Raw genomic sequence first — 17177 nt, 5'->3', positions numbered from 1 at the left:
TCACTTCCTTGTCCGGTCCGGATATCGGTCTATGAGCTCGATGTCAGATCCTGCAGGCTGTGCAGCCGTCGGTGCGGTGTCTGACAATTCCACGCCACCATCGGCAACGTCAGCGCTCGGCCCATCTGCATACGACGGCCTTGCTTTGCGCCTGATCACCCGCGCGAGCGTGAAGGCTCCGGCAGCGGCGCAGACGGCATATCCGATGATCGACCCGTAGGCCGCGCCGAACATTCCGTAGTGCGGTATCAGGGTGATGTATGCAATGAGCGAGGCCACGGTGCCGATGATTTCGACGACCGACACCGTTCCCGGGGAGTCCGCAGCGATGAGGAGGCCCTGTTGGACGCGTGTTACTCCGAAGATGACGGCGGATACAGCCAATGGGATGATTGCGGCCGCCGCCGGCGCATAGGAGTCCGGCAGAACAAAGACGATCATGGCGTATGCTGCAGCTGCGAGTACCGCGGCAGAAGCCACCAGCAGCAGAACACTTCGGGCGATTATTCGCACCGCTGGGAAGGAATGGGAAGAGAAGCCCTGAGACCAATTCCGTAATGAGGCATCAACCCACTGCTGCACCGGCCAGGTGGCCATCTCGAGAACAGTGGCTACTGTGACGTACAGGCCCAGCGCAGCTGAATTGCTCAAGATCGGCAGAAGCAGTCGATCGGATCGAAGCATGGCGGAATTGCTGAATTCGGATGGGAGCAGCACCCAGCCCCGCCGGCGAAGTCCTCGCTTCTCGGTTCGGGTGGGTTCCAAGTGCTTCGAGGGGCGGGGTGCGACGAATAGGAGGATCGCTGTCGGTACCGCGGAGGCCGCATAGGCCCACATCCACACCACCGGGTCATTCACACCGATCAGCACCAGCAATACCGCTCCGACGACGATGATCAGCTGGGTGACGATCGCATTGACGGCAAACCATTTCCACTCACGGCTGCACACATAGGCGACGCGCAGAGCATGCACCAATGAATTGAGCGCAACGTAGGCGGCGATCGCAATCACACCCATCCACATCCATCTGGTGCTGAACGGCGACAGCGCTGCTGCGATGAAGGCGATGGGCAGAACGCAGAGCGTGCCAGGCGTCACCATGCGTGCAAAGACACGATATTCGGTGCCGAATCCTCCAGAACGCGAAGCGATGAAGGGCCGTTCGAGCCCCATGACCGCGAACACGGAAAGAAAGTATGCCAATTGCAGTGCAAAAGCCAGGTCTCCGCGCCCCGCCGGACTCAACACGACAGCGGCCAGCAGATTGACTGTCACTGCACCACCGGCCGCCAAGATCTGGGCTGCCACCAAAACTGCTGCGGCGATCTTCGTGCCCCTCTGCCCGTCACTGGCTGACATCACTGGAGTTCTCCCATCCAGTGAACACAGGCATGGTGTCGTGCCCGTGTTTGCTGATTCCCCGCCGACCGACGACTGTTCGCACCGTCTGCAGAACGATGGAGATGTCGATTCGCAGACATCTGCCGTCGACGTATTCCACGTCGAGGCGGAAACGGTCTGCCCACTCAAGATCGTTGCGACCCCTGACCTGTGCCAATCCGGTGATGCCCGGACGAACCTCATGCCGTCGAGCCTGCTCAGGCGTATAGAGATCGAGATATTCGACAATCAATGGTCGCGGACCGACAAAGCTCATATCACCGCATACGACATTCCACAGCGAAGGGAGTTCGTCGAGGCTCGAAGCGCGTAGGAACCGGCCGAGTCGCGTCAGGCGCTGTCCGTCAGTCACACGCTCTCCGTCGGGCTCCACCATGGTTCGGAACTTCAGAATGTCGAAGACCTTGCCACCCAGCCCTGGCCGAGACTGCCGGAAAAGCACCGGTCGACCGTGGACGGCCAGGACAACCAGGGCCACTCCGGCGATCACAGGGGACGCCAAGATGAGTCCGATCACGCTGAAACAGATATCGGCAATGCGTTTCACATTGTCATAAGAGGTCCGTCCGTCCGAAGTGTGCGCACGTCGCGTACTCATTGCCGCCGGCCGTCGTCTGCCTTTCAACATCATTCCCCCTCGCCGAGGTTCAGCGCTCTTTGAAACAGAACCGATACCCCTTCGACAGCAGGGGCGAGCTGGAGGGCCGAAAGTGCATAGATGTCCCGAGAGCAGCCGTAGGGGTCAACGACATCGTCGTGCGCCGGAAGTGTGAGGTTCCGCCTCCTGCTCCGGCGCCGACCAGCTGCTTCGACTGCAGCACGCAAGCGGGTTGCGCGGTCAGCTGTCCGAACTGCACCTTCAGTCACAATGTCCTCATCTCGGGTGACTGCCGCGAGACTCGAAATCTCTCGGATTGTGAAGGTTCTGCGAACGATGCGAGGGTTGAGCTCGACGACCTCACGCCTTTGATCGCGTGTCATCGTAAGCACGAGGTCAGCAGCGCCGAGCAGATCTTCGTCCACTTGCCGAGCGTGTACGGCCCGCCCTTCGATGACCCCCATGAACCCGGCGATCTCCCACACTTCTTCCGGCGTCCGATGCCCCAAGGCCGCATGAGTGCCGGCTGAATGAACGCGGATCTCGCAGACTTCGGCAAATCGCTGCGCAAGCGCGAGCTCTGCCAGGGGCGACCGGCAGAGATTGCCCGTACACACCGTGAGGACATTGAATTCTTCCGACATCAGTTCTTGACCGTCCGCCTGCAACTTATATACGCGACCGCAGATTCCACCCGACCGGTGTTCTCCATGCCTGTACCCTCCTTGACCATGGAATCCGTGCGACAGATCCGAACTGAAGCGCGCGATTCCCTTGCGGCGGCTCACAGAACGCCGCTGCACTGCCCGCCCATTGATCGAAGCCCGGAGGCGAGTTCGAACTCACGCTATCTTCGATATTTCCTGCCCGGCCCATTCCGATCCTTGCCCTGCGGAGGCCCGCAAATGGAGTGCGGATATCCACTCTCGCTATGCCGTCTACACAAGAAGTGGGCGCTGAACTGTTGGCTTGGCATTTCGACACACATCGCGGGGCTCAACGAGCTCGCCGGTCGAGGAATACTTCGACGGTCGCGATAACTCGCTCGATATCGGCGTCGCTCATCGTTGATCCGCTCGGCAGGTTGAGACCGGAGGCGAAGATGCCTTCGGAGACCTCACCGCCGTACATCTGTGCTCCTGCGAAGACCGGTTGCAGATGCATCGGGTTCCACAGCGGACGGGTCTCGATATCGTGCTCGGCCAGCCACGCACCGAGCTCGCCGGCGTTGAAGCCCGTACGACTGTGATCGACGAGGATCGCCGACAGCCAGGCGTTGTCACGGTGTTCGTTGTCGTCACCGAAGAGAGTGATCCCGTCAGTCACCGCGACGATCGAGTCGCGATAACGGCGGCGGATCTCCCGACGCCGTTCGACCAGACCATCGAGTCGTGCCAACTGCGCCCGCCCGAGCGCGGCGAGCAGATTGCTCAGACGGTAGTTGAACCCGATCTCTCTGTGTTCGTAGTGCGCCACAGGCTCTCTGGCCTGGGTCGACAGATACCTGGCGTACTCAGCCAAGCGCTCATCATTCGTCAGTAGAGCACCCCCACCCGAGGTCGTCATGATCTTGTTCCCGTTGAAGGACACCACCGCAGCTTGGCCGAGGCTGCCGCAGGCTCGGTCGCGAAAGCGAGATCCCAGCGATTCCGCCGCATCAACGAGGACGGGAACGTCGAATTCGGCAGCGATCGGAATGATCCGATCATAGTCCGCAGGCCGACCCAGAAGATCAACCGGGACGACAGCCGCTGGCTTCGTTCCGCCCACGATCGAGTCCTTCAGCGCCCGATGGAGCTGAATCGGATCCATGTTCCCGTCGTCGACACAGTCGACGAACACCGGTTCGGCCCCGCAATAGGTGATGGCGTTCGCCGTCGCAGCGAAGGTCATCGTCGACGTGATCACCCGGTCTCCCGGTTTCACTCCCAGACCCAGCAGCCCGAGATGGAGGGCGGCCGTCCCCGAGGAAAGTCCGACCGCGTAAGCGACTCCGACCTTGTCTGCCAGTTCCTTCTCAAAGGCGTCGAGGTCGGGGCCGACGGGAGCGATCCATCCGCTGCGGAAAGCACGGAGCAGGTATTCTTCTTCGAGTTCTCCGACATCCGGACCTGACAGCAGAATCCGCTTGGCAGCCGGGACAGTCTGAGGCGGAGCAGCTGTCTGAGGCGGAGCAGCTGTCTGAGGCTTCGTCGGCACCGCGTCCGAAATCGTCATTGCCTGACCTCATCCTTCACCAGCTTGACCGGCTCCGGCAGATAGACGGGCCCACCGACCGGGTCTCGACGGCCGACTTCCGGTTGGGGCCTGCAGGAGCGGTCACAGAAGTCGTCGATGATGCCGCGGTCGGCCGTGAAATCCGGCAGATCGACGGGCGAGAGCACCGGAGCCTCAACGCGGCTGATCTTGTCATGGATGCGAATGACAGTGCCTTCGTAGTCGCCGAAGAGCTCCTCGTCGAGCTTCTCACCTTCACGCAGCCCGGTATAGACGATCTCGGTATTCTGATTCGACATCGCAACCAGACTCCGGGCGATGTCGACGATTCGCACGGGTTCACCCATGTCGAGAACCATGACGTAACCGTCTTCGCCGATCGTCGCCGCCTGCAGCACCAACTGACACGCCTCCGGAATCGTCATGAAGAACCGTCGGACCTCCGGGTCAGTGACTGTGATCGGACCACCCTGTCGGATCTGTTCCTGGAACGACAGGAGCACAGATCCGCGGGAGCCCAGAACATTGCCGAAGCGAACCGAGAGGTAGGTGCCGGGCGACTTCGCCGCGAATCCGCTGACGAGTCTTTCGGCGATCCGTTTGCTCCGGCCGAGCTCGCTCGTCGGTGCGGCGGCCTTATCCGTCGAGATGTTGACGAAGGTTTCGACTCCGACCGCGCGTGCTGCTTCGAGGACGTTGAGGGTGCCGTGGACATTCGTCTTCCACGCCTCCTCGGGGAACCGCTGCAGCATCGGCAGATGTTTGAGCGCCGCTGCGTGGAACACGATCTGCGGCTTCGCCTCGGCGAAGATATGATCAAGTGCAGCCCGGTCTCGGATGTCTGCAAGCACGGTGTTCGGCGACATCAGCAGCGCCGAGCCGTAGAGAGTGAGTTCGACTCCGTGCAGAGCCGTCTCATCGCGATCGAGCATGACGAGGCTCTCCGGGTGGAGAGCGAACAGCTGTCGGCAGAGTTCGCTGCCGATCGATCCACCTGCTCCCGTGACGAGGACCCGTTTGCCAGCCACCTGCTTGGCGATCTCCGCCAGATCGGTGTGCACCGGGGCACGGCCGATGAGGTCTTCGACCTTGATGTCGCGGATATCGCCGATCTCGACCTTGCGATTGACCATCTCGGCCAGCGGCGGGATCGTCCTCAGCCATTTCCCTGTCGGTTCCAGGCTCTCGCGGCATTTCTGCAGGAATTCCGCGTCGGAATCCGCGATCGCGACGATGACACCGGAGACATTCAGCCATCCGGCCGCCTCGGCGATGTCCTTACTCGTCCCACGGACACGGACCCCATGAATACTCAGATGACGCTTGTGCGGATCATCATCGATGAGTCCGACGGGCAGATACTCACCGTCGGGGTTCGAGAGCATCTGGCGGATCAGGGATTCAGCCGCGTCGCCAGCACCGACGACGAGCACTCGCTCACCCTGGAGAGGACGGGTCGCCAACTGATGGGACCAGCGGATGAGGTAACGGCTGCCGGTCATGAAGATGACTGCGGAGAAGACAGTGAGCAGAACGAATGGCGAATCCCCCAAGGTGACAGCCATCAGTCCACACGCAATGATCAGGGCGATGACGGCGATACCACCGTATTCGGCGAAACTTCCGTAGTGATAGCGACTGCGATAGAGACCGGTGAGCAGACCGAGCAGCACTTGCAGAACCGCTGCCGCCCCAAGGGCGGAACCGAGTTCGACTCCGCTGACGACTCCTGGACCCATGACCGTCGAAGCGAGCAGGCCGGCCCCCGTCCAAGCGACGAGATCGAGGACGAGCTGGAACCTGGTCTTGCCCTTCCAGATCCGCGTAGTCAACCGTGCCGGCCACGCCGCACCAGTTGTCGCTGAAGGTGGCGAAGCCACGGCCACAGCACTCCCCCTGGTGAGTGGATTCGGATGTTCTGACACAGTCATCGTGATCTCCCATGCTCGACAGTTCCGGCCCCGTCGATGTGGCTGCCGGGCATCGTCGGTGAGAGCCGGCGATGCAGTGCTTCCTGCTGCGGAATGCGTCGACTTCACGCTATGGGTGCGATGGCTCTGCTCTGGTGCTTGCGGAGGGGAGACTGCGGTCATCCGCGACTGCGGTGCGGGTCTCCGCGGGGCGTTCTGCCGCAGACAGTGAGATCCGCCTGCGGCAGGTGCTCCGACACGATGTCGGTTCAGACAGCGGCGAGACGCGGGTTGCCCGCGAGCCTTGATACGAGCTCTGTGCGTGACCCGACATCGAGCTTGCGGTAGACAGCGGTGAGCCGGAGTTCGACGGTGCGCAGGGAGACGAAGATCCGTTCGGAGATCTCCCGATTTTTCAGTCCGGCACGGACCAATTCGACGACCTTGAGCTCCTCATCGCTGAGTTCGCCGAGGCGGGGCAGCTCAGGCATCGTCGGCGCCTTCGGCTCGTCGACGATCTGCCCTGTGCGGAGATGGTCGGCGAGGCGGCCGGCCCCGACTTCGCGAAACAGCGCCGCAGCGGCAAGTCTCTGTTCGCGTGCTTTCAAGTTCGAGCCGTTGTCGGACAGGCGAGAGGCGAACGCCGCATGCGCGACCGCCTTCTCGAAGACGAATTCAGAAGTGCTTGACTGCCGCAGCACTCGCCCGAACAGTTCGGTGGCGGTCTCCCCGGCGGCCAAAAGCGCTTCGCTCCGAGCGACGACCAGATCGGTCCACCGAGAAGGGCATGCCTTCGCGTGGTCACGCAGCTTCTGGAGCAGAAGAGTCGCATGCTCTCTTCTGCCGATACCCACCAAGGCTTCGATGAGGTCGGCCTCGAAACGACGCACGTTCGGGTTGGTCTCGTCCTCGGACAGCTGTTCGCAGCGCCGAAGGTGTCCGATCGCTTCGGCTGCGCAGTCGGTGCGCAGCAGATATCTGCCCTGGAGCGCATTCAGCTCGGCCAGCAGACGGCGGTTGTTCGTCGCCGACGCTCGGACCGCGGCCTGTTCCTCGACGAGCCCGGCTTCACCGGCGCGTCCGGTCAGCAGCAGCTTCCAGGCGTGCAGCAGCTGGATCCGATCCTGCCGGACGACGACGAGCCCTCTGCGCTTGTCGGCCTCCGATTCCGCGATGAGCCTGTCGATGACGTCGACGGCCTGGCTGACTCGGCCGAGGCGCAATTCCAGATCAGCGCGGACACAGTCCACCTGCCGCTTCCAGACCCTGGTCGCGGCACAGGTCTCACCGATGTGGTCGAGCACAGCCGAGGCGGCTTCATAATGCTCGGTGAGCACCAGTCCCTGGGCGACGGCGAGTCCGAAGCTCGGCCTGATCGCATCCTGGTGTTCCTGCAGGCTCGCGAATCCGGCGAGCGCCGACCCGTCCTTTCCGCAGTTGCTGTCAAGCAGGATGCGCACGGCATGGACAAGCTGTGCCTCGCTGTCGCGAAAATGCTCGTCGGCGGATTCGGCAAGTGCCAGAAGCTCCTGCGCTCGAGCGAATTCGCCTCGTTCACAGTGGCAGAGCGCCAGCGTCAGCTGCAGGCGCGCCACCTCGGCGGGCGCCTGCTCCGATTCGCCCCTGCTCCACGACGTGAACAGTGAGGACGGCAGCGTCTGCGTCTCGAGGAAGACATTGCGGACTTCGAGAGTCCGAGCGCGAACCACGACCGCGGCCCGGTTCGAACGAGAGGCGATCTGCACATAGCGGCGGGAGAAGGCGAATTGCCCGTGATCGGACAGCGTCTCGGCGATCTCGACAAGCTGACCGCGCAGCTCCTCGAGATCGTTGCAGACCCGGATGGCCCGTTCGGCGAATTCGGCCCCTCCGGCAGTGAGTCCGCGTCGCACGAGCCCGAGAGCGTGTGCAGCCAGCTGCTGTGCTGTCTCCTCACCCGGGTCGATGAACGAGACGTGCCAGGCTTCGATCTGCGGCCACGTGTCGGCGCAGTCTTCGGCCAGGACGAGGTGGGTTCGGCGTCGCTCGCTCGCCCCCATCGACTGCTGCACCATGGCACGGACGAATCCGTGGGGTATCCGCAGAAAGGCTCCCCGACGTTCGATCGTTCCGCGCGATTCGAGTTCGTCGACGGCTTCCCAGAATCCGGGCAGCCTCCTGGCCAGGGGCCGCAGCGGAGTCAGTGGGGACAGCGACAGGCATCTGAGCAGCGCTTCGGCGTTGGCCGTCAGTCCCTCGACATAGTCGGCGATCATCGGACGGCTGGCCGGTCCCACTCGCACCGGGATCGACAGCGCGATCTCCCCGCGCATCTCACTGGGCGCCATCTCCTCGAGGATGTGGCTGACGGCCAAGGGACGACCCGAGGCGGCGTGGGCGGCTACCTGGGCTGCCTCCTCGGCGATCCTTGTGTGACCGAAGCGGGCCAAGGCGAGGTCACGGGCGAGCTCGATGAGCTCGGCGATGCTGAGATCCGCAAGTTCGATCTCCGGCACCGAGGCGAACGGACCGTCATCGTCGATCGACCGCGCCGTGATGACGATGTGCAGTCGTCCTGACTTCAACCGGCGCAGCACCTGACCGAGCACCCGCTGCGAGTCCATGTCCATCTCATCGGCATTGGGCACGAGGATGAGCGTGTCCTCATCTCCTGGAATCGATCGGAGAGCCGTCATCATGTTCGGCACTAACTCATCATCGGCGAATTCCGCCGGATCGGCAGGGCCGTTCACGGATGCGCTGACTGCGGCGAGCAGACCGCCTATCCCGGACCAGGGCGTGTCCTCATCGAGCGGACTCGATGCGACTCTGATGACCGTGCCGTCCCACTCCGACTCGAGTGCCCGCAGAATCGATCGCCTCCCGGACCCGAAGCCGCCGGTGAGGGCGGCGGCACGGTGCCGCGAGAGGAGGGAGCGGAGGTCGCCGACTTCCTTGCGACGAATCACCTGACGCATGATCCGCCTCCCGTCGTCGAGTCCGGAGAGCTCTTTCGGACAAGGATTTCCGGCCCGGAGACGGACGCTGCCGTTCGCACGGCGCGGGGATCGGTTCGCTGAGGAGACTGAGGCGTGATGTCCATACTCAGATACTCCTCGCCGGCAGCCGTCTCGGACCAGGTGGTCGATACGGGAATCGCCTTCGGGTCACTACTCAGTCACTGCCAGGTCACCACTGGAGCACCGCAGTGAGTACTCACTCGAGTCCGAAATCCCGCAGGTGCGGATACTCGGTTCGCGCTCAGGCGCGCAGTCGGCCTTCGGTATCCCGCATCGCCTCGGCGACCTGGTCCCTGCGCTCGATTCCGAGTTTTCGGAACAGCCGGTACGTGTGACCCTCGACCGTTCGCACCCGCACCCCCAGTTCCAGCGCGATCTCCGCATTCGATCGGCCCGCGACGATGAGCGCGCTGATCTGCTTCTCCCGGGCGGTCAGCCCTATGTTCTGCCTGCCCGGTCCGCTGCGCTTGCCGGCTCCGAATCGCGCGGCCAGAGCGATGCACTTACCCGCCAGGTCGGGCATCGACGCTCCGTGTTCCTCTGCCATGGCCGTCAAGGCTGCACGATCATGATCACGCAGTGCAGCGCCGAGGCGGCCGACGATGTCGAACTCACGCCCGGTTCCGCGCGCTGCTTCTTCGCACATCGCCTCGGGTGCGATCTCGTCGAAGTGCAGGAAGAGGTGCAGGCGGATGAGCACGACGATCGCCGCCGCCCCATCGGCTTCGGCGTCGTCCAACATCCGACGCAGCTCGTGCTCGTACCGGGTCTCACCGGTGCGTATCGCCCGCGCGGTAGTTCGCAGAACGAGGGCCCGACGATATTCGTGGTAGAGGGCTGTGACGGGCAGCTCGTCGAAGCGGGCGTGCAGATCGTCGGCTTCGGCAGCGGTTCCGACACGTGACACCGCATACTCGGCCTCCGCCAACGCAATGGCCAGCTGGGTGCCCATGTTCCAATAGGTGAGCGATTCGATCGCGGCGCGAAGCGCCTTCATCGCCCCCGACAGATTGCCTTCGAGCAGGTGAGTCTGCGCCCACAGCAGGTCGATCGGCCCGGACCGAGCTGACAGGTACGCGATGTCATGCGTCGACAGTGTCGTCATCAGCTCTCTCGCCTCAGCGATCCGTCCCAATTGCAGCAGTGTACGACCGCGCAGCATGGTCAGGTGAAGTGCCCCTGTGCTTTCGCTGCTGAAATCGGCTTGAGCGGATTCGAGGAGCGCGAGTGCTTCCAAGGTGTGTCCCGAGTCGAGCATGTCCGTCGCGTGCAGCATCGTGTCGAGCAGATGGAAGTTGCCCGTTGCCCCGCCCTCGGGTGTGAGTCCGTCGAAGACATCCACGGTGATCGGTCGTTCTTCGGCAACGACGGCAGCGACTCGGTCGAGGAACTCGAGTCCGAACGCTGCGTCCACTCCCCCTCCGGGGTGTCCGTCACCTTCCTCGTATAGCCGTTTGAGAGCGGTGCGGAAGTCCGCAAGTCGCAGGGCAGGAGACATGGATGCGGAAGCGCGGTTCATCCACACCACGAGCGCGTCCACGACGAGCTGGGCACAGCATGCGGTGCGTACCGCATGTGCCAGGATGTCGAGTCCGAGGGGAATCTTATTGCAGCCGCAATAGAGGAGAGCGACGGAGAGCAGCTCGTGCGGGCTCATCTTCTCCGTCGGGATCTCCGCGATCAGACGCATGGCCCGATGCCAGTCTCCGAGGCGAGCGGCGATCAGTGCGGCGGCGATGGTCCTCGACTCGCTGACTTCCGCTCCGCAGATCTGTCCCCACTCGGCCCTGACCACCTGCGACCACTCCGCGGGTGCATCTCCGCTGGAGTCGATGAAGTCGAACCACTCTCGACTCCGACCGGTTGGGGTCGTGTATCTGATCGTGTCCGAGGTGTGGTTCTCCACCGCCTCATAGATATGGGGCCTCTGCGAGTCGATCTTCAGCTCTCCAGCGGCCACGAGCGCATCCGCGGCTTCCCCGAGCCCAGCTTTGAGCAGTGTCGCCAGCTCCACCTCTCCCGCGAGGACGACCAGCTCGAGGGCCTCCGTCTCCTGCGGCGAGTGGTCGGCGAGTCCGATCCGCGCATAGTCGCGGGCACGCGCATCGTAGTCGGTGTCGTGTCCGTCGAGGATCCACACTCCTCGGCGCATGAGGAAGCGCGATCGTCGTGCGGTGTATTCGAGGAGTTCGATGAGCTTTCCCGGATTGCGCTTCGAATGGAAGTCGACGATGTCGACCACGGCTTGGGACACGATGTGACCGAGGCGGTGTTCGATCATCGACCGATAGTCCTCTCGCGGCAGGGGGCCGAGGACGAGATGCTGGAGCACACGGTCTTCGACCAGAGTCGAGAACGGCATGACCCCACTCTCGGGATTGGACCGCGACATCGCGACGAGCTTGATCGAGCCGACGCTGGCCAAGTCGGTCAGGACCTCCTGCGAGCGGGGGTCGAGCAGGTGGGCGTCGTCGACGAAGACCACCTGCGGGGTTCGAGTCGTGGTGAGACGGGACACGGTTCGTCCCAGCAGTGTGGACGGGTCACCGTCGAGGTCGATGAGCAGACCGAAGACGCCGAACTCGGTGTTCCGATGCACTCGGTCCCCGCGGATCCAGATTCCGTCGTTTCCGTCCTCGAAGGCCGTTCTCGCCAGGAGAGTCTTGCCGACGCCGATCTCGCCTTCGATGAGGATGCCGGAGCATTCCGAGCAGCGCAGCGACTGACGAATCAGTTCGAGTTCGCCCTTGCGCCCGAAGATCTCTGCTCCGTCACGAGCACTCGAGGCGGCGGTCAGCTCTTCAGCCATTCCGTCACCACCTCTCGCAGCTCCTGCCGATTGGCCACATGCACTCGACGGTAGAGGCGACCGAGGTGCCATTCGACGGTTCGGGTCGACAGGTGCAGCTCATCTCCGATCTCTGAGCTCGTTCGGCCCTCGACGATGCCCGTGATGATCGAGTGCTCGAGCTCGCCCAGATTCGCGTAGAACCGTTTGCCGTCGGCATCGAAGTCGAGCACGCGCCGGCTCCGGCCCAGCAGGATCCGGGCTTCTTTGGTGGCGGCAGCATCACCTGAGGCAACGGCGCGTTTTCGGGCCTCGCCGGAGAGCTGGGCGCAGAGCACGACCGCGCCGAAGATCAGCGCCTCACGGGCCGCGGTGATGAGCGCCTGCAGATCGTCAGTGCTGAAGGCATGTGCCACGGCGCGCAGCAGGCGACCGAGGGAGCCGTCGACCCTGCCGGACGACGCGGACAATCCGCCGATGGCCTGTTGGTGCCCGAGTCGACCGGCCTCGAGCCAGGCCAGGCATGCAAGGGTGTGCGCACCGTGTTCTTCTGCCCAGGCCCCGAGCTCATAGAGTTGTGGGGCTGCCGGCCCCGGCGACGTCTGCGCCAGTGCCTGCAGATCGAAGAGTCTGGCTTCGAATGAAGCCCACCACGAATGCCGACTGGCTTCGGCCTCCTCGTCGACAGCGATCGAGACGACCTCCGTCCGCTGGTCTGTCAGCACAGCGGACAGAGACAGAGCCGACCTGGCCATTCCCGCAATATCGACGATGTCGCAGGGGTCGGCACCGAGATTGAGTTCGCCGAGGATGCAGTGGGCTTTCGCCGCGTTGCCGGTGCGCAGGTCGATGAGCGCGTTCGTCAGCCTGGTCAGCCGCCGACTGGAGGTCAGTTCATCCATTGCCGTCCGCGCCTCGGCCCAGTTGCCGGCGATGAAATTCGCCACGAAGAACTGCGGGATGGCATCTTCCCGTTCGAACGATTCGGGTCCGGGAAGTCCGAACATCAGCCGGGCCTGCGCGATATAGCTCAGTCCCAGTTCGATCCGCCCGGACATCACTTCTGCCACGCCGAGGAACGCACATGCGCGCAGACGGTGGCGCACCGAGCTCGCATGGTTGAGATAGACGCTCTCGGCCAGAGCGCAAGCAGCGGCGATACGACCTCCTTTGAGGTCGAACCTGGCGCGCGTCGCATCGAGCCGACCGACGTCGATCGGCAGCGAAAGCGTGTCCCGGACCCAGTCCAGCCGCAGACCCTCGGGCTTCCTTGGGTCCATCAGCCTCAGTTCCATCGAGGCGAGACGGGACAGATACTCCTGTGCTGAGGTGACCGGATTCAGGCAAGCCTCGGAGACGAGCGGGTCGATGATCTCCCTGGCCTGCCTGAGACGGCCGGCTCCCCATTCGCTGCGGGCGTGCTCGAGGTCGAGTTCGGGACCGCGATAGCCGCTGGTGCGGATGATCTCTGCGGCTTCGCGGTATCTGCCCCGCGCGTTTGCCCAACCGGCGGCATCCAGAACCTGCTTGGGAGTCGGCACCCGGCCCAAGGAGATCGACCACGCGGCGTAGCCGAAGAGCGTCCTGCCGTGAAGTGCCGGAAGATCCGCTCCGGCATCGAACCGGGTGAGCAGCTCGAGGCTGCGAGAGGGAGGGACCATCGCTCGGACGTTCTCAGCCGTGACGGGTTCGTGCATGCTCACCGTTCCCCCTCGACCCTTCGAAATCGAGAGCAGACCATCCTCCGCCAGAGAGTCGATCGTCTGCGGACTCGCGAACCCGACGAGCACGTCATAGGGCACGGCTTCGATGAGAGCGACGGTTTCGATGACCTCTCGGCTGGGCTGATCGACCCGGGCGATCGCGGTTTCGACCCCGCTGGTCCGGCTCCGCCCGAACAGCAGCCTCTCGAGCAGCCGCGGATTGCCATGGGCGAGCGCGGTCAGCTCCGAGACCGATCTCGTCTCGGTCTCCATGAGTCCGATGCTGTTGATCATCGCAGCCGCATCCGCCTCGTCGATACCGTCCAGATCGATCCTGACAACGCTTCCGGACAGCCACAGTCCGGCGATGAGATCGACCGGCGGACGGGCGGATTCGGCGGCGATGACGAGTTTGATCCTGCGCGCATCCGTCAGCTGGGCCAGCACTGCGAGGGAATGATCGTCCACGAGATCGGCATTGTCGACGACGACCAGAGAGCGCCCGCCCTCGGCTCTGCGCTCGAACAGACCGCCGATCACCGACAGCGCTCGACCAGGCGGGAGGTCTGTGCCGATGCCCTCCCGCGACAGCAGGATTTCGAAGATTCCGAGATTCCGGACCCGCGCGTTCTCCGAGCCGCGCAGGCGGGTGACCGCAAGATCGGGGTCGAGACGAGAGAGCGAAGCATTCACCAGCGCGGTCTTCCCGATGCCCGCCGCGCCGATGATGAGAGCGCCCAGATGCCTCTGCCCGGAGATCGCGTCGACGACCGTCGAGAGTTCGGACTCGTAACCGAAGAGCCGGCGCGACGGTGCGACCGGGGGGATGCGTGTAGTCCTGCCTGACACGTCACTCAGCTTTCCGTACCTCTGGGGATCTTCTGCGGCGGGGAATGCGGAGCCCAGCGGTGCGGGGTTCAGTCCGGAGAGGCTCACGTCTCGGAATCAACGATGAAATTCCTGAATAAGTAGTACCACCCGCGATAGGTGTAGTAATACATTTCTGAAATAAAGTTAGGCGATTGTGACATCAACATCCGACCCCACCGGAGGGCCGCCTCGGCGAGAATCTCCGTCGTCTCCCACTTGTGAGCCCGAACACCGAACCGTACCATTGGAGGAAAGTTACTGAACGATCTATAAGGAGTTCGCATGGACACCCTACTGAATGCTGAAGAGCGCGAGTTCGCGCAGCAGATGCGTCAGTTCTACCGCACGGAGATCCCCGAGGAACTCCGCTTCAAGGTCGCCACCGGCCAGGAGCTGAGCAAGGAAGACATGGTCACCTCGCAGCGGATCCTCAACCAGCACGGCTACGCCGTGCCGAACTGGCCGGTCGAATGGGGTGGCCAGGACTGGACCCCCGTGCAGCGTCACATCTGGCTCGAAGAGATGCAGCTGGCCTGCGTTCCGCAGCCGCTGCCGTTCAACGTGTCCATGGTCGGACCCGTCATCGCCACCTTCGGCTCGCAGGAGATCAAGGAACGCTTCCTGCCCGCCACCGCGAACATCGACATCTGGTGGTCGCAGGGATTCTCCGAGCCCAACGCCGGCTCGGACCTCGCCTCGCTCAAGACCACCGCGGTGCGCCAGGGCGACAAGTACATCGTCAACGGCCAGAAGACCTGGACGACCCTGGGCCAGTACGGCGACTGGATCTTCAACCTCGTGCGCACCGACCCGGACGTGAAGAAGCAGGCCGGCATCTCCTTCCTGCTCATCGATATGAAGACCCCCGGCGTCACCGTCCGTCCGATCCAGCTCATCGACGGCGGCCATGAGGTCAACGAAGTCTTCTTCGACAATGTCGAGGTCCCCGTCGAGAACCTCGTCGGCGAAGAGAACAAGGGCTGGACCTACGCGAAGTTCCTCCTCGGCAACGAGCGCACCGGAATCGCCCGCATCGGCGGCTCGAAGGTCAACCTCGCCCGCGCCAAGGCCTATGCCGCGGTGACGAAGACCGCTCGCGGCACTCTGCTGGATGACCCCCTGTTCTCCGCTCGTCTGACGAAGATCGAAGCCGAACTCACCGCGCTCGAGATGACCCAGCTGCGGATCCTCTCGACCCAGGCCGCCGGGTCCGACAAGCCGGATCCGCGCTCCTCGGTGCTCAAGCTCAAGGGCTCCCAGCTGCAGGAGGACATCTCCGAACTCCTCGTCGACGTGCTCGGTCCGCAGGGTCTCGACTTCGTCGCCGACCGTGTGCAGGGCCAGGGTCTGTCCGACCTGCCCAACGGAGCTGTCGATGCCCTGCCCGGCTACTTCAACACCCGCAAGGTCACCATCTACGGCGGTTCGTCCGAGGTGCAGCGCGGAATCATCTCGAAGGCACTGCTCGGTCTCTGAGATACCGACGCTCACTCGATCTCCCAAGAAGGACAACAATGGATCTTGAACTCAACGACATTCAGCAAGAACTCGCCAGCACTCTGAACAAGTACCTGCGCAGCGAGTACGACATCGCAAAGCGCGAAGAGACCCTTCGCAGCGACGAGGGCATCTCCCGCGAGAAGTGGCAGGCCTTCGCCGAAATGGGTCTGCTCGGACTTGCGATCCCCGAGTCCTACGGCGGCGCGGACATGACCTTCAACGAGGTGGCCGTGGTCGCCGAGGCGTTCGGTCGCTCACTCGTCCTCGAACCGTTCCTGGCTACCGCAGTCCTCGGTGCCAATGCCGTTCTGCTCGGCGGCAGCGAGGAGCAGAAGCAGGCCATCCTGCCCGGTGTGGCAGAGGGCCAGACCTTCCTCGCTCTCGCAGCGCTCGAACCCGGACTGCGCTACGCGGTCGACGCTCCGCAGACCCAGGTCTCCGGCGCAGACGGCAGCTTCACCCTCACCGGTGAGAAGAACAACGTGCTCGGCGGAGACGTCGCCGACCACTTCGTCGTCACCGCCACGCAGAACGGCGAACTGGGCCTCTACCTCGTCGCCGCCGATGCCGAGGGTCTGAGCCGTGTGGCTCAGCGCCAGGCCGATGGCCTGGGCAGCGCGAACCTCAAGCTCGAGGGTGTCGCCGCCCAGCGCCTCGACGCCGCCGACGCCAATGCCGTGCTGTCCGAGGTCCTCGACCTGGGCAACGCCGCGATCATGGCTGAGGCCGTCGGTGCGCTCGAAGCCTCGCTGACGATGACCGCCGAGTACCTGAAGACCCGTGAGCAGTTCGGTGCTCCGATCGGTGCGAACCAGGCTCTGCAGCACCGCGCCGCCGACCTCTACGCCGAACTCGAGTACGCGCGCAGTATGGCTCTGTACTCTCGCCTGGCCGTGACCTCCGAGGTCCCCGGCGCCGAGAAGGACCGCCACCGCGACGTCATCGCCGCGAAGATCATCGTCGACCGGGCTGCCCGCAACATCAGCCAGGAATCGATCCAGATGCACGGCGGCATCGGCATGACCATGGAATACCCCATCGGTCACTACGCCAAGCGCCTGACGCCGCAGCCGTGCACATCGTCGGCAAACGCCGCTGGAACCGTCGCGGAGCGATGGTCACCGACAAGTACCAGCACGTCATCCACCACCCGAGTGTGGACGACCTGCTCAGCTGGTGCGCCGAAAA

Annotated in this window: 9 protein-coding genes and 2 pseudogenes; 3 read left to right on the top strand and 8 right to left on the bottom strand. The window is 63.6% G+C overall.

All coding sequences use genetic code 11. The features are described from left to right. The 8 genes from ACSBQT_RS15490 to ACSBQT_RS15455 all read right to left on the bottom strand — a co-directional run bounded on the left by ACSBQT_RS15490 (position 1) and on the right by ACSBQT_RS15455 (position 12671). Complete coding sequence (locus ACSBQT_RS15490) at positions 1–1362, bottom strand: lipopolysaccharide biosynthesis protein (RefSeq protein ID WP_435002045.1); 1362 nt, start codon at positions 1360–1362, stop codon at positions 1–3. Beyond that, entirely contained in the window at positions 1349–1951 is a 603-nt protein-coding gene (locus ACSBQT_RS15485) for a sugar transferase (protein ID WP_410708999.1), read from the bottom strand. The genes ACSBQT_RS15490 and ACSBQT_RS15485 overlap by 14 nt, the downstream gene beginning before the upstream one ends. Positions 1952–2031: 80 nt before the next feature. Then, positions 2032–2646: a low molecular weight phosphatase family protein gene (locus tag ACSBQT_RS15480; RefSeq protein WP_410709000.1), complete on the bottom strand. Its 615-nt coding sequence runs from the start codon at positions 2644–2646 to the stop codon at positions 2032–2034. Between the two features lie 352 nt (positions 2647–2998). Then, on the bottom strand, positions 2999–4219 hold the full coding sequence (locus ACSBQT_RS15475; protein WP_435002044.1) for a DegT/DnrJ/EryC1/StrS family aminotransferase: 1221 nt from the start codon (positions 4217–4219) through the stop codon (positions 2999–3001). Beyond that, positions 4216–6051: a polysaccharide biosynthesis protein gene (locus tag ACSBQT_RS15470; protein WP_435002043.1), complete on the bottom strand. Its 1836-nt coding sequence runs from the start codon at positions 6049–6051 to the stop codon at positions 4216–4218. Before ACSBQT_RS15470 ends, ACSBQT_RS15475 begins: the two co-directional genes overlap by 4 nt. 347 nt (positions 6052–6398) lie before the next feature. Then, positions 6399–9086, bottom strand: a complete 2688-nt coding sequence (locus ACSBQT_RS15465; RefSeq protein ID WP_435002042.1) for a helix-turn-helix transcriptional regulator — start codon at positions 9084–9086, stop codon at positions 6399–6401. A 283-nt stretch (positions 9087–9369) separates the two neighbouring features. Further along, positions 9370–11937 carry a LuxR C-terminal-related transcriptional regulator gene (locus ACSBQT_RS15460; protein WP_435002041.1) on the bottom strand — a complete coding sequence of 856 codons (2568 nt, stop codon included), beginning with the start codon at positions 11935–11937 and terminating at the stop codon, positions 9370–9372. Further along, on the bottom strand, positions 11922–12671 hold the full coding sequence (locus tag ACSBQT_RS15455) for a helix-turn-helix transcriptional regulator (RefSeq protein ID WP_435002061.1): 750 nt from the start codon (positions 12669–12671) through the stop codon (positions 11922–11924). The genes ACSBQT_RS15460 and ACSBQT_RS15455 overlap by 16 nt, the downstream gene beginning before the upstream one ends. 2100 nt (positions 12672–14771) lie before the next feature. On the opposite strand from ACSBQT_RS15455, the gene ACSBQT_RS15450 reads away from it, so the two are divergent. From ACSBQT_RS15450 to ACSBQT_RS15440, 3 genes and pseudogenes are all read left to right on the top strand, one after another. Further along, positions 14772–15965, top strand: a complete 1194-nt coding sequence (locus tag ACSBQT_RS15450) for an acyl-CoA dehydrogenase family protein (protein WP_369865829.1) — start codon at positions 14772–14774, stop codon at positions 15963–15965. A gap of 38 nt (positions 15966–16003) precedes the next feature. Next, positions 16004–16984: pseudogene (locus tag ACSBQT_RS15445) on the top strand (acyl-CoA dehydrogenase family protein); the annotation flags it as partial. A gap of 65 nt (positions 16985–17049) precedes the next feature. Continuing rightward, positions 17050–17177: pseudogene (locus ACSBQT_RS15440) on the top strand (rRNA methyltransferase); the annotation flags it as partial.

It is taken from the genome of Brevibacterium sp. H602 (assembly GCF_051172395.1).
Lineage (GTDB): Bacteria > Actinomycetota > Actinomycetes > Actinomycetales > Brevibacteriaceae > Brevibacterium.
The sequence above is the reverse complement of the archived record's forward strand: the minus strand, read 5'-3'. Positions and strand labels throughout refer to the sequence as shown.